This window comes from Streptomyces sp. NPDC055099 (genome assembly GCF_053607685.1).
On record NZ_JBSGUA010000002.1, the window covers coordinates 752,630 to 774,290 of the forward strand.

Annotated in this window: 7 protein-coding genes and 1 pseudogene; all 8 read right to left on the reverse strand. The window is 71.4% G+C overall.

Going from position 1 to position 21,661, the window contains the following annotated elements:
• Window positions 1–134: 134 nt before the first annotated feature.
• Window positions 135–4,811: an amino acid adenylation domain-containing protein gene (locus ACWFRU_RS07745; protein ID WP_453685200.1), complete on the reverse strand. Its 4,677-nt coding sequence runs from the start codon at window positions 4,809–4,811 to the stop codon at window positions 135–137.
• Window positions 4,808–11,371, reverse strand: a pseudogene (locus ACWFRU_RS07750) (amino acid adenylation domain-containing protein); the annotation flags it as partial. The pseudogene ACWFRU_RS07750 and the gene ACWFRU_RS07745, both read right to left, overlap by 4 nt.
• Window positions 11,372–11,395: 24 nt before the next feature.
• Window positions 11,396–13,342, reverse strand: coding sequence for an ABC transporter ATP-binding protein (locus ACWFRU_RS07755; protein ID WP_453685201.1), 1,947 nt, complete (start codon window positions 13,340–13,342; stop codon window positions 11,396–11,398).
• Window positions 13,343–13,715: 373 nt separating this feature from the next.
• A complete protein-coding gene (locus tag ACWFRU_RS07760; RefSeq protein ID WP_453685202.1) occupies window positions 13,716–14,696 on the reverse strand; it encodes a streptomycin biosynthesis protein in 981 nt (326 codons plus the stop codon).
• Window positions 14,697–15,081: 385 nt separating this feature from the next.
• Window positions 15,082–16,137 carry a 3-deoxy-7-phosphoheptulonate synthase gene (aroF, locus tag ACWFRU_RS07765; protein ID WP_453685203.1) on the reverse strand — a complete coding sequence of 352 codons (1,056 nt, stop codon included), beginning with the start codon at window positions 16,135–16,137 and terminating at the stop codon, window positions 15,082–15,084.
• A gap of 107 nt (window positions 16,138–16,244) precedes the next feature.
• Window positions 16,245–17,528, reverse strand: a complete 1,284-nt coding sequence (locus ACWFRU_RS07770; protein WP_453685204.1) for a sensor histidine kinase — start codon at window positions 17,526–17,528, stop codon at window positions 16,245–16,247.
• A 7-nt stretch (window positions 17,529–17,535) separates the two neighbouring features.
• Window positions 17,536–18,189 carry a response regulator transcription factor gene (locus ACWFRU_RS07775; RefSeq protein WP_453685205.1) on the reverse strand — a complete coding sequence of 218 codons (654 nt, stop codon included), beginning with the start codon at window positions 18,187–18,189 and terminating at the stop codon, window positions 17,536–17,538.
• 344 nt (window positions 18,190–18,533) lie between these two features.
• On the reverse strand, window positions 18,534–21,449 hold the full coding sequence (locus ACWFRU_RS07780) for a helix-turn-helix transcriptional regulator (RefSeq protein WP_453685206.1): 2,916 nt from the start codon (window positions 21,447–21,449) through the stop codon (window positions 18,534–18,536).
• Window positions 21,450–21,661: the final 212 nt, after the last annotated feature.

Genomic DNA, 21,661 nt, shown 5'->3' on the forward strand with positions numbered 1-21,661 from the left:
CAGAGCGAGTTGCTGCGTGCGAAATCAGGACCAAACCGGCGCAAGGGCAGAGACAGTGACGGGGACGACGACGGGGATAGAGGCAGGGGCAGGGGGCAGAGGCGGGGGCCTGGAGAAAGGCCGGGACTTGACGGTTACGTGATGTCGTCGGCGAAACCGGCTTCGAGCTCGTCGACTTCGTCCTGCGCGAGGTCCAGGAGTGGGAAGTCGGAAACCGTGTGGCCACCGGAGTCGGGATCGGCCGTGTGGGCGGCCAGACCGGCGAGCACGTCGAGCCAGAGCCGGCCGAGGCGTTCCGTCGCCTCCTCGTCGAGGAGGGCGGCGGCCCAGCTCAGCGTGAGGGTCAGCCTGGGCCCCGCGGCCGTGTCGACGATGACCGCGCCCGCCTCGATGGTGTGGGTGGCGGGCATGGCGGGGTCGAGCGAGCCGCCGATCGAGGTGCCCGCCGCGTCGGCGGTGAAGCGTCCCAGATAGTTGAAGCCGATCTGCGGGCGAGGCAAGGCCGCAAGAACCGGAGCGGTAGCGGGATTGAGATGCCGCAACAGACCAAAACCCAGCCCATCACCCGGCACCGCCCGAACCTGCTCCTTGACCCTCTTCAACAACACCCCCGCAGCCGGCCCACCGGCCACCACCTCACCCACATCCACACCACCCACATCCAGCCGGACCGGATGCACACTCGTGAACCAACCCACCGTCCGCGACAAATCCACCCCACCGTCCGACCGACGGCCATGCCCCTCCACATCCACCAGCAACCCGGGGCCCACCCCCGGCCGCCAACAAGCCACCGCACCAGCCAAAGCCGACAACAACACCTCATGCACACCACAGTGAAAAACCACCGGCGTCCGACCCACCAAGGCCGCCGCATGCTCAGCCCCCACGGTCCATGAACGACGACCCATCGCCCCGGCAGTATCACGAACCGGGTCCAACTCACGCCCACCGAGAAGCGGTTCATCGCCCTCTAACAAGGCTGACCACGCGCCGAGTTCAGCAACCCGCGCCTCACCAGCCGCCTCCTCCACCAACAAACGCGACCAATGCCTGAACGACATCCCCACCGAATCCAACCGCGGCACCCCACCCCCAGCCACCGCCTCACACGCCACCCGCAAATCCGGCAACAACACCCGCCACGACACCCCGTCCACCACCAAGTGATGCACCACCAGAACCAGACGACCGACCCGACCCGGCCCCGCATCCACCCAAGCCACCTGCAGCATCACGCCCGCCGACGGGTCGAGGCGCTCCGTGGCCTCTTGTGCCGCCTCGTCCGCGATGTCGTCGAGGGTGCCTGCCACCGCGTAGGTCGCGTTCACGCGGGTGATCAGCGCGCCGGCATCCAGCGAACCCTGCTCGTCGACGTGCAGCCGCGGCTCCGGACCGTCCATGACCACCCTGGAGCGGAGTACGTCATGGGTGTCCAGGACGGCGCCCAACGCGGCGGTCAGGACGTGTCGGTCGAGCCCGGACGGAGCGCTGACGATCGCCCACTGGGCGAACCTCGGGCTTGCTGCCTGCTCGCCGAGGTCCCGCATCACCGGCGTCCAGGGCACGTCGCCCACACCCACGTCCGGCGGTGGCGGTGCCTCGCCCGTGAGCAGGCACACGGCCGCGAGCCCGGCAGGTGTTTCGTGCTCGAAGACGTCCTGCGCCTTGAAGAGCAGGTCGGCGCGGCGGGCCCGCGCGGCGAGCTGCATCGACATGATCGAGTCGCCGCCCAGCTCGAAGAAGCTGTCCTCCACGCCGACCCGCTCAAGACCGAGCACCTCGGCGAACAAACCGCACAGCGTCGCCTCCGCCTCACTCTGCGGCTCGCGGCCCGAGACGCGTTCGGCGAAGTCGGGGGCGGGCAGGGCGGCGCGGTCGACCTTGCCGTTGCGAGTCACCGGCAGGGCGTCCAGGACGAGCACGACGGCGGGCACCATGTAGTCGGGCAGCGTCCGGGCGACTTCCTCGCGGATGATCAGGGGGTCCACTGGTTGGCCGTCCGTGACGACATAGCCGACGAGCCGTCGCACACCCGGGCCGTCCTCGCCCGGACCATCCTCCCCCGAGCCGTCCTCACGCGCGACGACCACGGCTTGGGCGACGTCCGGGTGGGCTGCCAGGGCCGCCTCCACCTCGCCCAACTCCACCCGGAAGCCCCGTACTTTGACCTGGGCATCCGCTCGCCCGACGAAAAGCAGCTCCCCGTCCGATGTCTCACGCACCAGGTCGCCGGTACGGTACATCCGCTCCCCCGGCACATACGGGCACGCCACAAACCGCTCGGCAGTCTGTCCTGACCGGTTCCAGTAGCCCTGCGCCAACCCGGCACCTGCCACATAGAGTTCCCCGGTCACCCCCGGCGGCAGCGGCTTGAGGAACGCGTCCAGCACGAATGCCTCACGCCGAGGCAGCGGCCTTCCGATCGGGAGTACGTCGTCCCTCGCATCGCCCGGCCGCAGTACGTGCCAGGTCGCGCACAGCGTCGCCTCCGTCGGCCCGTACATGTGCCGAACGGTCACGTCCGGACAGGCCTCACGCACCCGCACCACCGACGCGGCCGGGACCACGTCCCCACCGGTCAGCACCTCACGCAACCCCGCGAACGATTCCGGGGACTCCTCCGCGAGTACCCGCAACGAACCCGCGGTCAGGTGCACCGCCGTGACGCCGTCGTGGACGTACTCGCGCACTCGCTGGGCATCGACGACGCCGGGTCCGGCGATCACCACGCGCCCGCCGGCCGCCAGCGGAACCCACAGCTCGAAGAGCGATACGTCGAAGGCGTGCGGCGCGTGCATCAACACCGCGTCCCCCGGGCCGACCCCCCACTCCCGCTCCCCCACCAGCGACGCCACGCTCCCGTGCGGCACCGCCACACCCTTGGGCACGCCGGTCGAACCCGACGTGTACATCACGTACGCCACATCCCGCGCATCCAGCAGCGCGGCGAACGCCGTCTCCTCGACGGCCGCCAGCGCCTCGGCGACCTGTGGGTCATCTGCCACCACCAGCCGCCCCGCGGCCGGAAGCACGCGCCGCCCGTCCGACGTGCACACCACCGCCGCCGGAGCCGCGTCCGTCAGCACGAACGCCACCCGCTCCCTCGGCCAGCTCAGATCCACCGGTACATAGGCGGCACCCGCCCGCCATACGCCCAGGAGTACGGCCACCAGCTCCGCAGACCGTTCCATCACCACGGCGACTCGGTCACCCCGCCGCACACCCCGGGACTCCAGATGCGCAGCCCAGCGCCCCGCTCGCTCCCATAACTCCGCGTACGACACTGCCCGTTCGGCCTGGACCGCCTCTGCGTCCGGCGCTTGCGCCACCCGGTCCGCGATCAACTGCGGCACCGACGCACCTGCCGGGAGAGCCAGCGCGGGAGCCGTCGCAGAAGGAACCGCCGCGGGGGTCCCGGGGCCACGTACGGGCAGCGCGCTCGTCACGCCGATGCGGCCCACCGTCGCCGACGGGTCCGCCACCATGCGTTCCAGTACGCGCGTCAGCAAGCCACTCAGCGCGTCGCCCACCGTCGCGTCCACCAGGCCGAGTTGGTAGGTCACGTCCACCCGAAGGCGCTCACCAGGAGCGACTCCGATCGACAGCGGGTAGTGGGTCGCCTGGCGTGACTCCACCGTGGCGAGGGTGAGCGCGTCGGGTGTGGGGGCCTCTCCGGGCGGCCGAGGGTAGTTCTCGTACACGAGCAGAGTGTCGAAACCGGCGCCCGGGCCGGCCAGTTGCTGGATCTCCGGGAAGCCGAGGTGCTGGTGGGCGAGGAGCGCGGACTGGCGCTCCTGCACCTCATGCAGCATGTCGAGCAGCGGCTGCGAACCGTCGAGCCGGACCCGTACGGGCAGCGTGTTGATGAACAGGCCGATCATGGAATCCGCGCCCGGCAGCTCCGGAGGGCGTCCCGCCACCGTCGCGCCGAACACCACGTCCGTGCGGCCGGCGAGCCGGGCGAGGACCAGCGCCCACGCGCCCTGCACCACGGTGTTCACCGTCAGGCCGTGAGCGCGTGCCAGGGCGGCGAGCGCCTCGGTCGTCTCGCGGGTGAGGCGGGAGGAGCGTTTCTGCACAGGAGTGTCACCGTGGGGCGGCTGTGTGGGGCCCACGACCAGCGTCGGTTCCTCCGCTCCGGCCAGCTCCGCCTTCCAGGCGGCTCGTGCGGCTTCCTTGTCCTGGCGGGAGAGCCAGGCCAGATACTCGCGGTAGGACGTGACGGGCGCGAGGCCCGAGGCGTCGCCGCCCGCCGCGTAGATCTCGGCGAGTTCATTGAGCAGGACCGGGGCCGACCAGCCGTCCATCAAAATGTGGTGGCTCGTCATCACCAGGCGGTGCCTGCGCTCGCCCGCACGGATCAGGAGCAGCCGCATCAGCGGTGCGGCCGCCGGATCGATCCGGTGTGCGCGCTCGCCTTCGGCCAGGCGTTCCGTCTCGGCCTTCGCCGCGGCCTCGGGGAGGTGGGAGACGTCGGCCTCGCTCCAGGGCAGGACGACCTCGCGGGTGATGAGCTGTACGGCCTCGCCCGTCCTGCGCCGCTGGAAGCTCGCCCGCAGCGCCGCGTGCCGGTTCAGCAGCGCCTCCCAGGAGGCACGGAATCGGTCCGCGTCCAGAGGGCCGTCGACCGCCAGGATGTTCTGCACGGTGTAGACGTCGGGGCCCCGGCCGTTGAAGTCGGCGTGGAACAGGAGTCCTTCCTGGAGGGGCGACAGGGGCCAGACCTCCGCCAGCGCGGAGCCATTGGCGCGGGGCGCCGTCGGGCGGGCGGCGGGCGCGTGCCCCGTGGCGGGGGTGGGAGTCTTCACAGCGAATGCCCTCCTTCGAGCTCTGCTGCCATCGCTTCGAACTGCTCGACCTCGTCCTGGCCGAGCTCGACGAGGGGGAAGTCGGACGGGGTGTGGCCACCCGCCGTCGGGTCGTTGGTGTGTGCGGCAAGGCCCGCGAGCAGGGCGAGCCAGAGCTCGCCGACGCGTTCTGCTGCCGCGTCGTCGAGCAGCGCACCGTGCCAGCTCAGGGAGAGGGTCAGCTCGGGCCCCTCGGCGGCGTCGCGGATGGTGGCGCCGGCCTCCAGGGTGTGCGTCGCGGGCATGGCGTCGGCGGTGGAGCTTCCTATCGCCTCTTCGCCCGCCGGCTGCCAGGGCCCGACAGCATCCGACCCTGCGGCCGCGGGAAAGCGGCCCATGTAGTTGAAGCCGATCTGCGGGCTCGGCAGCGCGGCGAGCACCGGTCGCGTCCCGGGGTTCAGGTGACGCAGGAGCCCGTATCCAAGGCCGTCGCCCGGCACCGCGCGCGCCTGCTCCTTGACCGCCTTCAGGAGCGAGCCGACGGCCTCCGGGCCACCGGCTGCCGCGCTGGTCGCGTCCATGCCGAGCAGGTCGATGCCGGGCAGGTCGATGGCGGACAGGTCGAGGCGGATGGGGTGCACGCTGGTGAACCAGCCGACGGTGCGCAGCAGATCCGCGTCACCAACCGGCTTGCGCCCATGTCCCTCGACGTCGATCAGGAGCGTGCCGTCGGTGCCCCGCCGGGCTTGGACGACCGCTCCGGCCAGCGTGGCGAGGAGCACCTCGTGCACACCGCAGTGGAAGAGCGCAGGCGTCGGTCCCGCGAGGGTCGCCGCCTGGTGGGGCGGCACTGTCCAGGTGCGGTGGCGCATGCCCGCCGCCGTGTCCCGTGCGGGGTCCAGGGGCCGGGCGCCGAGCAGGGGGTCCGGACGGTCGCCGAGGAGGGCGATCCAGCCGTCGAGTTCCGCTGTGCGGTCGACCGCGTTCGCTTCTTCGACGAGGAGGCTGGACCAGCGCCTGAAGGACGTCCCCGCGGGATCGAGCTGCGGCTTCTGTCCGGTGGCCGCCGCCTCGCACGCGGCGCGCAGGTCAGGGGCCAGGATGCGCCATGAGACGCCGTCCACCGCCAAGTGGTGGATCACCAGGGCCAGGCGGCCGGTGCGTTCCGGGCCCGCGTCCAGCCACACGGCTTGAACCATCACTCCGGTGAAGGGGTCAAGACGCAGGACCGCGTCGCGCGCGGCGTGTCCCGCGAGTGCGTCCAGGTCGTCGGTCGCCGTCTTCGCCGCGTCGATCCGGGTGATCAGGTCCGCCGCGTTCACGCAGGAGCGCCGGCGGACCACCAGGCGTGGCCTCGCGTCGCCGTCGCGCACGGCGTGGGCGCGCAGCATGTCGTGAGTGTCCAGTACGGCGTCCAGGCCTGCCGCCAGGGTTTCGGTGCCGAGGCCCGCGGGAGTCCCCATCACCACCCACTGGGTGAAAGCGCCGCCGAGTGCCTGCTCCCCCAGGGCCCGCATCACGGGCGTCCAGGCCACCTCGCCCTCGCCCGCGTCCGGCCCCGAGGCTCGCCCCGCATCGAGCCTGACCACCCGGGCGAGACCCTCCGGCGACCCGTGCTCGAACACGTCCTGGGCGCTGAAGAAGGCGCCGGTCCGGCGAGCTCGGCTCACGAGCTGCATCGAGCTGATCGAGTCCCCGCCGAGCCGGAAGAAGTTGTCGTCGGCGCCGACCCGCTCCAGGCCGAGGACCTCGGCGAACAGGGCGCACAGGATTTCCTCCGCGTCACCTCGCGGCGCCCGGCCGACGGCGTGGTCGGCGAAGTCGGGGGCGGGCAGGGCGGGCACATCGATCTTGCCGTTCGGGGTGACCGGCAGCACGTCGAGGGTGAGTACCGCCGCGGGCACCATGTAGTCCGGCAACGCCCTGGCCGCGTACTCGCGTACAGATGGCCCGTCCACCGCCTGGCCACGGGCCCGGGAATCGGCTCGGGAGCCGGTGCCCACCACGTAGCCCACCAGGCGGCGTTCCCCTCGTCGGTCCTGCTTGAGGGTCACCACGGCCCGGTCGACGGCGGGGTGTCCGGTGAGCGCCGCCTCGATCTCGCCCAGCTCCACCCGGAAACCGCGCACCTTCACCTGGGCGTCGGCCCGTCCCGTGTAGACGAGGTCGCCGCTGCCGGTCCTGCGCACCAGGTCCCCGGTCCGGTACATGCGCTCGCCGTGTGCGAACGGGCTGGCCACGAACCGCCGCGCCGTCAGATCCGTCCGCCGCAGGTATCCGCGCGCGAGACCCGCACCCGCCACATACAGCTCGCCCACCGTGCCCGCGGGCACCGGCCGCAGGAACGCGTCGAGGACGTGGGCGGAGGTGTTGGCGACCGGGCGGCCGATGGACGGCTCGTCGTGCGCGCCCAGAGCGCGGCTCACCGTCGAGGCGACCGACGCCTCGGTGACCCCGTACTCGCTGTAGATCTCGCGGTTCGCCGACCACTGGGCGCGCAGTTCGTCGGAGGCGGGTTCGCCGCCGATGACCAGCACGCGCAGCGCGGGCAGTTCCTCGGGCGGCAGTTGGGCCAGGAGTGTCGGGGTCATCGCTACGTGCGTCACGCGCTGCTCGCGCATGAGGTGGACCAGGTCTTCGCCGGACGCGCGGCGCCGGGCGGGTGGCGCCAGGACCAGTCGGCCGCCCGCGCACAGGACGGGCCAGATGTCGGACATGGAGACGTCGAAGCTGGGCGAGACGAGTTGGAGCACGGCGCTGTCCGCGCCGATCCGGTAGCGCTGGATGCGGTCGGCGACGAGGTTGCGCAGGCCCCGGTGGGGGACGATCGCGCCTTTCGGGACGCCCGTCGACCCGGATGTGTAGATCACGTACGCCGCGTGGGACGCGGTCAGCGGTGTACGCCGCCGCGCGCCCTGCGGCGGCCCGTCCACATCCGCGGCCAGAGCACGGGAGACCAACGGGTCGTCCAGAACGACCAGTTGACCGGGGTAGTCGTCCGGTACCGCGGTGCGGCTCTCCCGCAGGCAGATCAGGACCGGCGGTGCCACGTCGTCGAGCAGCGTGCGCAGCCGCGCGGCGGGCAGGCCCGGATCCACGGGGACGTAGACACCGCCCGCGGCGGACACCGCGAGGAGCGCGGTCACGAGTTCCGCCGAGCGTTCCGCCAGGACGGCCACCCGTGTCTCCGCGCTCACCCCGATCAGCGTCAAGTGCCGTGCCAGAGCGTCGGCTTGGGCTGCCAGTTCGCCGTACGTCAGCGAACGCTCGCCGTCCACCAGCGCCACCGAAGCGGGCGTGGCCGCGGCCTGCTCGGCGAAGAGCTCCGGTGCCGTCCCGCCGGGGGCGGGTTCGGGTTCGCGCTGGGGCGCGGGTCGGAGATCGGGGCCGAGGGCGGACTCGGGAAGGGTGTCGATCCGTCCCACCGGCACCGTGGGGTTCGCCACCATCTGCCCGAGGACGCGGCGCAGCGAGGAGATCACGGTCTCGGCCCGGTCGCGTCCCACCACATCCGGGCGGTGCACGAGAAGCCCCCGCAGCCGGGTGTCGGGGACCACGATCAGCGCCATCGGGTAGTGGCCCCTGTCCTCGGGCTCCCCGAGGGTGCTGATGGACAGGTCTGAGTCGGTACCGGTCCCGTCCGGCGTCCTGGGGAGGTTCTCGAACACCACGAGCGTGTCGAAGTCCGCGGCGGCGCCGACGAGTTGACGTATCTCGCGCAGTCCGAGGTGCTGCCACGCCATCAGCGAGACCTGGCGCTCCCGCAGGTCCGCGAGCATTCCGGCGACCGACTGGTCCGCCGCCAGGCTGACGCGTACGGGCACGGTGTTGAGGAACAGGCCGACCGCCGTCTCGACCCCCGGCAGCTCCGCGGTCCGGCCCGCCACCGGAGTGCCGAACACGACGTCGGTGCGTCCCACGAGCCGGGCGAGGAGCAGCGCCCAGGCGCCCTGCACAACGGTGTTGACGGTCACGCCTTGGGAGCGGGCCAACTTTGTCACGCCGCGCGTGAGTTCCTCGGTCAGCTCGAAAGGCACCGGTTCCGGCACGACCTGTGCCCCGCCCGGCGCCCGGGGCGCCATCAGCGTCGGCTCGTCCATCCCGGCGAACGCGGCGCGCCACGCTTCACCGGCCGCTTCCTTGTCCTGCCGGTCGAGCCAGGACAGGTACGCGCTGTACGACGTCGTGGCGGGCAGCGCCCGGCCGTCGCCGCCCGCCGCGTACACCTCGGACAGCTCCGCGAAGAGCACGTCGGTGGACCAGCCGTCGACCAGCGAGTGGTGGACGGTGACGATCTGGCGGTGCCGTCCGGCGCCCAGCCGCACGAGCAGCAGCCGCAGCAAGGGAGCTGCCCGGAGATCGAACTTCTCGGCACGCTCGGCCTGGGCGAGGCGCGACACCTCCGCGGGCACGTCGCCCTCCGGAAGCTTCGAGAGATCGGCCTCGCGCCAGGGCAACTCGGTCCCGGCCGCGATCACTTGAACCGTCTTGCCGGAGTCGCGCTGGTGGAAGCTCGCGCGCAGCACGGCGTGCCGGGCGAGCAGCGTCTGCCACGACGTGCGCAGCCGGTCCACGTCGAGGGGGCCGTCCAGGGCCAGTGTCCGCTGGCTCGCGTACACGTCCGGCCCGCCGTCGGCGAAGGTGGCGTGGAAGAGCATCCCTTCCTGCAACGGCGACAGCGGCCATACGTCGACCATGCCGGGCACCGCGGTCCGCAGCCGGTCGGCCTCGGCCTGCGTGAGGTCGTCCACGAGCGAGCCGGCGAAGCGCTCGCCGTCCGCCGACCCGGGTGGCTCGTGCGGCCCGTGCGGCTCGTGCGGCTCACCGAACCGGGCGGCCGCGGCCAGCGCCGCCGGGGTCTTCTGCTCGAAGACTTCCTCCGCCTTGAAGAACAGATGGGCTCGGCGGGCCCGCGCGGCCAGTTGCATCGACATGATCGAGTCGCCGCCCAGCTCGAAGAAGCTGTCGCCCGTGCCGACGCGTTCGAGACCGAGCAGTTCGGCCATCAGGTCGCACAGGATCGCTTCGGCCTCGGTGCGCGGCGCGCGCCCGGTGACCTTCGCAGCGAAGTCGGGCGCGGGCAGGGCGTCGCGGTCGACCTTGCCGTTGCGGGTCATGGGAAGGGTGTCCAGGGTGAGTACGGCGGCGGGGACCATGTACTCGGGCAGCGTGTTCGCGAGGTGGGCGCGTACAGCGCGGGGGTCCAGGGTTTGCCGGCCCTCGGCGACGACGTGACCGACCAGGTGGCGCTCGCCGTGGCGGTCCGCACGGGCGACGACGACAGCCTGCGCGACGGCGGGGTGAGTGGCCAGGGCCGCCTCCACCTCGCCCAGCTCCACCCGGAAGCCACGGATCTTCACCTGGGCGTCCGCCCGCCCGACGAACAGAAGCTCACCGGAAGCGGTCTCGCGCACCAGGTCTCCGGTGCGATACATCCGCTCCCCGGGCGCATCCGGGCACGCCACGAAACGCTCGGCTGTCTGGCCTGACCGCCTCCAGTAGCCTTGCGCCAGGCTCGGCCCCGCCACGTACAGCTCCCCCACGGTGTCGGGCGGCACCGGCCGGAGACCGGTGTCCAGGACGAAGGCCCTGCGATTGGGGAGCGGGCGGCCGATCGGCAGTACGCGCCCCGCCTTCTCACCCGGCCTCAGCACATGCCAGGTCGCGCACAGGGTCGTCTCGGTCGGACCGTACAGGTGGCGGACGGTCACGTCCGGGCAGGCCTCGCGCACGCGGGCCACGGACCCGGGCGGCACCACGTCCCCGCCGGTGAGCACCTCCCGTAGCCCGATGAAGCAGTCCGGGGTCTCCTCCGCCATGACGCGGAACGAACCGGCTGTCACGTGCAGCGCGGTCACTCCGTTCCGCACGTGCTCGCGCACCCGGCGGCCGTCCACGACGCCCGGCCCCGCGATCACCACGCGGCCACCGGCCGCGAGCGGCACCCACACCTCGAACAGTGTGACGTCGAAGGAGTGCGGGGCGTGCATGAGGACCGCGTCGTGCGCGCCGGCCGCCCAGCCGTCCTCACCCGTCGAATCCGAGGGAGCCACCAGAGCCGCCACGCTCGCGTGCGACACCGCCACCCCCTTGGGCGTGCCGGTCGAGCCCGACGTGTACATCACGTACGCCACGTCCCGCCCGTCCAGCGGGGCGAGGACGACGTCGCGGCCGCCCCGGGCGCAGACCTCCACCCGTACCCGCGGGTCGTCCACCACCCGCACGGCGATACCTCCGGGCAGCACGCGACGGCTCTCCGTCGTGCACAGCACCAGCGCGGGTGCGGCGTCCTCGATGACGAAGGCGACGCGTCCTGCCGGGGAGCCCGCGTCGACAGGGACGTAGGCGGCGCCGGCCCGCCACACGCCGAGAAGCAGGGCCACCAGGTCCGGTGACCGGTCCATCACCACCGCGACACGGTCACCGCGGCCGACACCCAACGCGGTCAGGTACGCCGCCCACTGCCCCGACTGCGCCCACAACTCCCCGTACGAGAGCGTCCGTTCGCCCTCGATCGCCACCGCGGCGGGCGACGACTCCACCCGTGCGGCGATCAGCTCCGCCACCACCGACGACTCCACCACGTTCCCCCTTCAGGCAGGCGCTCAGCGCTCGTCCGGATCGGCGCCGAGGCGCAGGATGTGCTCGGCGCCCAGCGCGGGCGGCGGGCCGCCGGAACCGAGCACGGGTCCGCTCCCGCCGAGGACGGGGCCGCCGCCGAGGACCGGTCCGTGCAGCACCGGCTCCTTGTGGGGGTCCGGGGCCGCTCCATTGGTGCTCGGGCGGTTGAACTGCGTGTGGTAGAGCTCGGCGTAGAGCCCTCCTGCCGCGAGGAGTTCGTCGTGGGTGCCGCTCTCGCGGACCTCGCCCTCGTCGATGACCAGGATCTGGTCCGCCTCGCGGATGGTGGAGAGGCGGTGGGCGATCACCAGGGAGGTCCTGTCGCGCAGCGCGGTGGTCAGGGCCTGCTGGATGGCCGCCTCGGACTCGGAGTCCAGGTGGGCGGTGGCCTCGTCGAGCACCACGACGGAGGGCGCCTTCAGGAGCAGCCTGGCCAGGGCCAGGCGTTGTTTCTCGCCGCCGGAGAGCCGGTAGCCGCGGTCGCCGACCACGGTGTCCAGGCCGCTGGGCAGGGAGCGGATCAAGTCGCCGATCTGGGCCGCGTCGCAGGCTCGGAGCAGGTCGCGCTGGGTGGCGTCGGGGCGTGCGTAGGACAGGTTCACGCGGATCGTGTCGTGGTAGAAGTGCGCGTCCTGGCTGACCACTCCGACGACGTCGCGCAGGGAGTCGAGGCTGACGTCGCGGAGGTCGTGGCCGTCGACGCGGACACTGCCCGACGTCGGGTCGTAGAGCCGGGACACCAGATGGGTGGTGGTGGTCTTGCCGCCGCCCGACGGGCCGACGAGGGCCGTGAGTTTGCCCGCGGGCACCCTGAAGGTCATCCCGTGGAGGACCTCCGCGGTCTCCTTGGCCCGCTCGGCGGCCGACAGGGCGTTGGACTCGAGCGAGGCCAGGGACACGTCGCTGGCGCGCGGGTAGCGGAAGGACACCTGGTCGAACTCGATCTCCGGTGCGGGGCCGCTGCCCGGGGCCGGCAGCGCGACCGCGTCCGGCTTCTCCTCGATGAGGGGCTTCAGGTCGAGCACCTCGAAGATCCGGTCGAAGCTGATCATCGCGGTCAGCGCGTTGGACTGCAGGGCGGACAGTTGCGTGATGGGCCCGTAGAGCCGGCCGAGGAGCGCGGCCAGGGCGACCAGCGTGCCGATGCGGAACACGTCGTCGAGCACGAGACGGCCGCCGACGCCGTAGACGAGGGCGGTCGCCAGTGACGCGATCAGCGCCATGAAGATGAAGGAGAGCCTGCTGTAGACGGTCCAGACGACACCGACCTGGCGCACCTCGCCCGCCCGGGCCTCGAACGCGGCGGCTTCCTCGCGGGGGCGCCCGAAGAGCTTGGCGAGCATCGCCCCGCCCACGTTGAAGCGCTCGTTGATGATGCCGCCCAGCTCGCCGTTGGCCTGCATCTGTGCCCGGGAGTAGTGCTGCAGGCGCCGGCCGACATAGATGCCGGGCACGATGAACAGCGGCAGCATGGCGACGGCGATCAGGCTGATGAGCCACGACAGGTAGAACATCTCGGTGAGGACCAGGAGCACGGTCAGCACGCTGGTCGCGGAGACCAGCATCGTGGTGAGGGCCTGCTGGGCGAGCATGACGTCGCCGTTGAGGCGGCTGGCGAGCAGCCCCGTCTGGGTCCGGGTGAAGAAGGCCATCGGCTGCCGCTGCACGTGCTTGAAGGCCTCGACCCGCAGGTCGTGGCTGATGCCCTGTCCGATGCGCCCGGAGAAATAGCTCTGCACGAGTTGCGCCACCGCGTCCACGACGGCGAGTCCCGCGACGACGAGGGCGACGGTGACAATGACTCCCGAGTCGTCCTTGAGTATTCCGTCGTCAATGATCTTCTTGAGCAGCAGGGGCGTCGACACGATGATGAGGGAATCCACCACGGTGGTCACCAGAAGAAAGGCGAACGCGATTTTGTGCGGCTTCATGTAGGACATTGCCCGGCGTACTGATCCCGGCCGGAGCGATTGCTTCTGGGCCCCGGATTGCGGCCCTCCGACGGTAGGTCCACCAGGTCCTTGGGTGATCAACACGCGACGGAATCCTCCTGCATCGGCGTTACGGAATTAAGCCCGCTGATATGGCACGCGATTCACTCACCCGCAGGACGATACCTTTCGGGATTCCTGCCATCCAGGCCCGCAATTGGGCACCGCATTGGGCGCGTTGCCTTCTTCGGCACGGCGCGCGGAATTGGGCACGACAGCAGGCATGACACCGGCCCGAGACGGCCCGCGACGGCGCGAGACCGGCGTCCAACCGGGCAATCCGCTCGGTTGGACGCCACAGCCGTCGGCTGTCCTACGCGGTCTCGGCGACCTTGCGCTGGACGCGCACCGCGACCTCCGCCCACATCTCCGCGCACTCGTTGGCCAGATGGGCGATGATCCGGCCGCAGTGCGGCGGGGTCCTGTCGATGATCTCGTCCCACTCCTCCGCGCTGATCGTGTGGATGTTGAGCAGCCGGAGCAGGATGCGGCCGGTCTCACTGAAGCGCAGCGCCGGGTCCGCGCTGAGGCGCTTGAGGACCGCGGTGCGGTCCTGAGCCGCGTCACGGTCGGGCACGGCGGTGGGCCCCTGGCCGACCGGGGCGCTCGCGAGGCCGTCGCCGCCACCGCGTTTCCCGCGCCGCGGCAGCGGGTCCTCGCCCCGCATCATCCGGTTGCGTACGTCGCGGACCGTCTCCGGGGAGATGGACGCGACGCGTGCGATCTGCCGCAGGGACAGCTGGGGGTTCTCGGCGATGAGTTCGCTGGCCACCCTGCGCCCCTCGGTCCCGTCGACCGGGCGCACCCGCCCGTCGTGGCCGATCCTGCTCGCTTCACCGGCCCGGTCGGCCGGGGCCCGTCTGCGGATCTCCGCCACGGTGCCCGGGGCGATGCCGCTGACGGAGGCGATCATCCGGTCCGACCACTGGGGGTGGGAGGCGATGATGCGCCCTGCGGCGCGCTTCCGGTCCGCCGTGGTCAGCGGCAGACCGTGCGTGACGTTGGACTCGACGGCCAGCACGAAGGCGTCGGCCGTGTCCCCTTCGAAGAACCGCACCGCGATCTTGCGTTGGCCCCGCAGTTCGGCGGCCCGCACGCGGTGCAGTCCGTCGATGATCCGCATGGTCGAGCGGTGCACGGTGATGGGCGGCAGCGGGCTCTGCACCACTGCCAGCGCCTCCACGTGTTCCTGGTCTATTCCGGAGATTCGCGGTGAGTCGGCCGTCGACAGTGCGTTGATCTCCACTTCGACGACCATGAGTTGGTCGATCTGCGCATGCCCAGGTATTGCCAACTGAAATCCCCCTAGTGATCTGATGTCTCCCGGGGCCGCTCGACCACCCGCTGGTCGGGAGCGGCACATTTTCCGGGAGAGATCGACCATGAAGTGAAAGGTGTGGCGCGCTCAGAAGACTGGTTCGCCCGATGTCCGGGCGATGAACGAGGTGCGCGGAAATACGTCACCGTCATGCGATGACGAGCCCGAGCCGCACATCTCTCGTCGAATCGCGGAACCGCACCCGCACGTGGCGCCACTTCCCCTCCGCCGGGATTCCGTTCCGTCCCTGACAGTGGAGGGAATCCCGCTGGCCGAACCACGTTCACCCTAACAACGCGCTTATGGGCCTGGTACCCCTCACTAGCAGAATTGATCTAGGGCGGGAAACCCCTATTCACCCCTATCGGGCACCAGGACCCACCCCGGCTCGCGCCGGCGGCTGCGTGAGGGTGCGGCCCATCAGCGGCGACAGGACAGCGGCGATGTTCGCGAGTTCACCGATCTCCGCCCGGGTGACGGCCTGTTGGCCGTCGCAGAGCGCCGTTTTGGGGTCGGGATGCACGTCGATCATGACGCCGTCGGCTCCGACGGCGATGGCGGCACGGGTGAGGGGAGCGACGAGGTCGCGTCGGCCTCCCGAGTGTGAGGGGTCCACGATCACCGGCAGATGGGAGAGGCGCCGGACGACCGGCACCGCGCTGATGTCCAGCGTGTTGCGGGTGGCGGTCTCGAAGGTGCGGATGCCGCGCTCGCAGAGCACGATGTCGAGGTTGCCGCGCTGCGCGATGTACTCCGCGGCCATCAGCCACTCCTCGACCGTGGCACCGAAGCCGCGCTTGAGCAGAACGGGCCGGCCGGCCGCGCCGACCGCCTGGAGGAGCGCGAAGTTGTGCATGTTGCGGGTGCCGATCTGCAGCATGTCCGCGTAGGGGGCGGCCAGTTCGACGCCGGCCGGGTCGATGACCTCGGTGACCACGGGCAGTCCGGTCTCGTCCCTGACGTCGGCGAGTATCCGCAGCCCCTCCTCGCCGAGTCCCTGGTAGGCGTACGGGGAGGTGCGCGGCTTGAAGGCACCGCCGCGCAGCAGCGCGGCCCCGGCCGCCTTGGCCAGGTGCGCGGCGGCCAGGGTCTGTTCGGGGCTTTCCACCGCGCACGGGCCCGCGATCACCGTGAGGGTGTCCGGTCCGATGGGCACGCCTCCCACCCGGATCACGGACCGGTCGGGGTGGTGCTCGCGGCTGACCAGCTTGTAGGGGACCGAGATCCGTACGACGTCCAGGACGCCCCGGCGGTCGGACAGGTTGAGGGCGTCGAACGCCTCCACGTCGCCCACCAGACCGACGATGGTGCGGGTCACGCCGCGGCTGACGAACGCGTCACCGCCCGCCGCCCTCACCAGTTCGACGACGGTGTCCACGTCCTGCTGTGTGGCCCCGGGGGCCATCACGACGACCATTGGGTCTCCTCCCGTTGCTTGCGACGGCTTCGCCATGTCCGGCGGCTCATGCGGACGGGGGGATCCGGCAGGCGCCGCAACCACGGTAGGAGTTCGCGGTCCACCCCTCAACGGATGGCCGGGGCATCGTCCAACTGCGCAATATCCGGGGCGGGTTGACCGGCCGTCGACCGGGGCGGGAAGGACACCTCCACCACGAGGCCGCCGCCGGGGCGGGCGCGCGCGCTGATCTCGGCGTCGTGGGCGACGGCGATGGCGCGGACGATGGAGAGGCCGAGCCCGTGATGGCCGTCGCCGGCGGTGCGGCCGAGCCGCTGGAAGGGTTCGAAGAGCTGCTCCACTTGCTCGGGTGGAACCTGGGGCCCGGTGTTGGCCACGGCGAAGACGGCCCGCTCGCCGTCGGTGCGGGTGGTGACCTCCACGAGGCCGCCGGGGGTGTTGTAGTCGGTGGCGTTGTCGATCAGGTTGGCCACCAGGCGTTGGACGAGCGCCGAGTCACCCGAGGCGTCGGCGGGCCCCATCGAGGTCTCCACGCGCAGCTCCCGCCGCTCCGTCTCCCCGCGCGAGGCCTCCACGACCTCCTCGGCGATGGCCGCGAGGTCGAGCGGCTCGCGACGGTCCAGGCCCCGCTCGCTGCTGGACAGGGTGAGCAGCGACTCAAGGAGCCGGGCCTGCTGCTCGCTGATCTCCAGGAGCCGCTCGAAGTTGGAGCGGAACGACTCACGGGTGGCGTCGCGGTCGATGAGGGACTCCTCCAGGAGCGCGTGCTCCAGGGTGAGCGGGGTCCGCAGTTCGTGCGCGGCGTTGGCGACGAAGCGCTTGTGGGAGTCGAGGGCCGTCTCCAGGCGGCCGAGCAGGCCGTCGACGGTGTCGGCCAGGTCCTTCAGTTCGTCGGCGGGGCCGACGACGGCGAGACGCTCGTGCATGTTGCGGGCCGAGATGCGCTGCAGGGAGCCCGTCATCGTGCGCAGCGGGCGCAGGACGCGCCCGGCGACCACCCAGCCGAGCCCGATCGCGATCACCGCCATGATGGCCAGCGCGATGCCCGACTGGACCAGCAGGTGGTCCATCTCGATCTCGTGCTGCCGGATCGCCTGGTCGCGCAGTTGCTGGGTGATGTCGTTGAGCTGGACGGAGGAGTTGGCGTCGGGGTAGCCGAGGTAGAGGCGGCCGTCGGCGCCCGGTTCGAGCACGGGTTCGCCGCCCCGGTTCTTGACGAGGACGAGGTCCGCCGGTGAACGGGCCACGAGCAGATTGGTGATGGCCAGCAGCACCACGCCCGAGGCGACGAACAGCACGCCGTACAGGAGCGTCAGGCGGACGCGTACCCGGCGCGGCAGCAGTCGGCGGGTGAGTCCCGGTGCCAGGGCGAAGGGTGTGAGCAGGCGCATGGGCATCTCAAATCCGGTAGCCGCCACGGGGAACGGTCTCGATCACGGGCGGGTCGCCGAGCTTCGGGCGCAGACGGTTGATCGTGGCCTTGACCGTCGTGGTGAACGGGTCGGCCGCCTCGTCCCACACCCGTTCCAGGAGTTCCTCCGCCGACACCACTCGGCCCTGGGCGGCGAGCAGGTACTCGAGTACCGCGAATTCCTTGGGAGTCAGCGCCAGACGCACTCCGGCGCGGGAGGCGATCCGCTGCGCCGGGTCCAGCCGCAGGTCCCCCTGGACGAGGACCGGCGGCAGCGCGGGCTGCGAGCGCCGGGCGAGCGCACGGATGCGGGCGACCAGTTCGGCGTACGCGAAGGGCTTGGGGAGATAGTCGTCCGCGCCGAGGCTGAATCCCTCCACCCGGTGGGCGATCGTGCCGGACGCGGTGAGCATCAGCACCCGGGCGTGCATCGGCTGGGCGGCCAGCGCGACGCAGACCTGGTCCCCGTGGACTCCGGGGAGGTCCCGGTCGAGCACCACCACGTCGTACTCGACGACCGTCGTGCGTTCGAGCGCGTCCGAGCCGTCGTAGACGACGTCGACCGCCATGCCCTCGCGGCGGAGCACGCGCGCCACCGAATGCGCCAACTCGGCGTGGTCCTCGACCACCAGTACCCTCATCGCCCACCCCTCGCAGGGCGCGTCACGAACGGAGGGGAGGGATCGCGGGCCAGGCCGCGGCAGAGGCTGATCATGCGGCACCACGTTGCCCGATCCCACGTCACGCACCGGTCACAGCTCCGGCGACGACCCCCCGTCGACGCGCTCTCGTGTCCGACCTGCTGCTGCCGAAAGCCTACCGCCGCGGTGTCGGATGCTCCGGTCACAGCTTCACGGACCGCAGTGTGACCGGCCGCCGCGTAGAAACGGAAAGCGCATGAAGCGCATGCGGAGCACCTGGTCCGGGAGAGGAGATGCAGGCCGTGGTCATGAGCCCGCGCGACGACCTGCACCTCCGGCACCGTCTACACGACGCGCAGACGGTTGTGGGCCCCGCTGTCGCTCTGGCCCTCCCGGCGCCCTTCCCGTCTGCCCTCCCGCCTTCCGGGGCCCGCGACGGGTACGGGAACGGGAACGGGGCTGAGTTTCGCCGCCAGGTCGGCCCGGCGCTGCACGGCGAGCTTGCGGTAGGCGCGCGTGAGGTGCTGCTCGACGGTGCTGATCGTGATGTAGAGCTTGTCGGCGATCTGCCGGTTGGTGTGGCCGCGGGCCGCGAGCGTCGCCACACGCAGCTCCGCGTCGCTGAGGCCGTCGGCCTTGCGGCGGGCGCCGGACGGCCACGGCTGGTCGGCGGGGAGCGAGTCGGCGGTGTCGGCCATCGGCAGCACCCGGGGGACGGGCACCCCGCACTCCCGTCCCAGCTGCTGCGCCTTGCGGGCCAGTGCCCGTGCCTGACCGCTGTTGCCGAGCTCGCGGTGGGCGCGGGCCAGTTCGTCCGTCGCGCGGGCCAGCTCCACGCGGTGGCCGCGCTCGCGCAGGATCTCGATGGCCTCGCCCAGGAGCACGAGACGGCGTCCAGGGTGCAGCGCGCTCGCGAGGACCCGCAGCGAGACACCGCGGGTCCAGGCGTGCCCCGCGCTCGCGCCGTCGACCAGGTCCAGTTGCTCCTGGGCGAGCGTCCTCGCCCGGTCGTCGTCGCCGAGCGACAGATGGGCCTCGGCCGCGTCCGTACGCCACGGAACCAGCCCGGGCAGGTCGAACCCCCACCGCGTCATGAGGTCGCCGCACATGTGGAAGTCGTCGAGCGCGGCGAAAGGGCGCCCGGCGGCGAGGTAGTAGTGGCCGCGTGCCCGCAGGTAGAGCAGTCCGTCGGGGGTGTGGAACGCCGTCTCCGGTACCGGGACGCCGAGTTGGGCCGCCGCCTCGTCGAGACGGCCCATGGCGGTCTTGGCGTACACCCAGGTGGCGAGCGGCGAGGCGACCGCGACACCCCAGCCCTCGGGCGGGACGATCGTGATCGCCGAGTGGGCCGACTGCGCCGCGGCGGTGAGAGCGCCGAGCCTGAGTTCGACGCGCGCCTTGGTCGCGGTGAGCAGGGCCTGCCACATGGGCGCGTGCCGTTCCGCGGCTTCTGCGCGCAGGGTTTCGCACCAGAGGGCCGCGGTGTCCAGCCGGTCGGCGAGGACGAGGGAGTTCAGCGCGACGACGAGCGCGGTCAGCGTGTTGTCGTCGAGGCGTGTGCTCTGCAGGATCTGCTCCGCCCGGACCACGACGTCGTCGCCCGCCCCGTCGAGCACCGCTCTCATCAAGGTGGCCGCGCGCTGATGGGGACTGCGCGCGGGCGTTCGCGCGCACCGCTCGGTGTCGCCGTGGCGGGCGCGGGCGCGCGCGGAGCCGGGGAGTCCCGGATATTCGTACGCCATCCAGGAGCGGACGCAGTCGATGGGGCGCGCGGCTTCCGCAGCCGGCTGCCCGCAGGCCTCGGCGCCCGCGCTGTCCCGTTCGGCGGCGTCGAGTATCTCCAGGGCGGGGCCCGTCTGACCGAACCACAGGAGGTGGCCGACGAGTTCGGCGGTCTGCCTCTCGCCGAGTCGGCCGTCGAGCGCGTCGGCGGTGAGCTCGGGCAGATGCCGGGCCACGCCGGCCGGGTTGAGCCGCCAGCCTGCCCGGGTCAGTGCCTCCCTGACGGCGGTGGACCGGCGGGGGTCGGTGCAGGTGTCGCGGGCCACGCGCAGGCAGGTGAGCGCCAGTTCGGCCTCGTCGTCGGCGAGTGCCCGCTCGGCGGCCTCCAGGAGTATGCCGAGCGCCCACGGGGCGTCGATGGGCTCGGCCGCGATCAGATGCTGGACCACCACGGTCGCCGCTTCGCCGTGCTCGTGCAGCACTTGGGCGACGCGGGCCTCGAGGCGGGCGCGATGTGCGGGCTCCATGCTCCGCAGGACCGCGGCCCTGCCCGCTTCGTGGCGGAACCAGCCGGAGTCGAGCAGCCCCGCGTCGTTCAGGGCGCGCAGGCTGCGGTGGACCGACTCCCGGCTGGTTCCCAGGACTTCCACCAGTTCGGCGAGCGGCACGTCCTGGCCGACCACGGCCAGCGCCCACGCCGTGTGCCGCGTCGACACGTCACTGCGGAACAGGCCGGTGGCGACGGCCTGCGCGAAGGCTTCGCCCGGTACCAGAGCCGTGGAGCCGAACCCGTCGTCCTGCGAAGCACGGAGGTCCTCGATCAACGCCCGGGTCAGGAGGGGGTTTCCGCCGCCCGCTTGGTGGAGCTGGGAGACGAGCCGGCGCGTCCCCCACCCCTCGCCACCGAATTCGAAGATCATCTCGGCCACTCCGTGCCGTTCCAGCGGTCCGAGCCGGATATTTCGGCAGCCCGGCAGGCGCAGCAAATCAACGTGTAATCGCGGGTTTCCGGCCAGAAATCCGCTGTTCTCTCCGAGGACCACCAGAATGCGGCTGGCGTCGAGCCGCCGGGCCAGGTACAGGATGCATTCCAGGGAGTGACCGTCGGCGTGGTGCACGTCGTCGATGCTGAGTACCACCGGCCTTTCCCGGGCCTGTTCCAGGACAATGCCGCAAAGCTTGGGAACCTCATTCATCACGACGGCGGGCAGCACCCCCTCGGCCCGCCGAATCTGCGCGGCCACCGCCATCAGGTCCACAAGCCGGGCCGCCCGCCTGGCGTCCGCCCCCGGCAGATCCGCGCCGAGCAGCAACTGCCCCATCACGCCAAGAGGCAGGTCACTCTCCGCCTCCGACGCCGTGGCCTGCAGAAACAACGCCCCGGCAGCAGTTGCGCGTTCACCGAAAGCCTGCAGCAGGGCGGTTTTCCCGCTGGCCACCGCGCCGCTCACCAATAGCACCCCGCCATGCCCCGCCAAACAGGCGTTGAGCATGCCGTCCATGATCGTGAATTCTTCCCTACGGTCCACCAAGTTCATGTGCCGACTTCTCCCCCGCGCCTGACGGCTGATCCTAGAGCGGCCGGACGGTCAGCCGGATCGCACCTTTCGACTTGCCCGGCCACTTGCTTGAAGACTCTGCCATATCTGAAAATCAACCACCAGCGTCATTTGACTCAATGATGTCGAATAACCGTCGCGAACGCGCCACTTGGCCGAAGACCGGACTTCCCTGTTCCATATCGCCGGGA

Excerpts from the sequence above, each read along its gene's own strand:
- ACWFRU_RS07755 (WP_453685201.1), bottom strand. The coding sequence starts at position 13,342 with ATGAAGCCGCACAAAATCGCGTTCGCCTTTCTTCTGGTGACCACCGTG.
- aroF (WP_453685203.1), bottom strand. The coding sequence starts at position 16,137 with ATGGTCGTCGTGATGGCCCCCGGGGCCACACAGCAGGACGTGGACACC.
- ACWFRU_RS07770 (WP_453685204.1), bottom strand. The coding sequence starts at position 17,528 with ATGCGCCTGCTCACACCCTTCGCCCTGGCACCGGGACTCACCCGCCGA.
- ACWFRU_RS07775 (WP_453685205.1), bottom strand. The coding sequence starts at position 18,189 with ATGAGGGTACTGGTGGTCGAGGACCACGCCGAGTTGGCGCATTCGGTG.
- ACWFRU_RS07780 (WP_453685206.1), bottom strand. The coding sequence starts at position 21,449 with ATGAACTTGGTGGACCGTAGGGAAGAATTCACGATCATGGACGGCATG.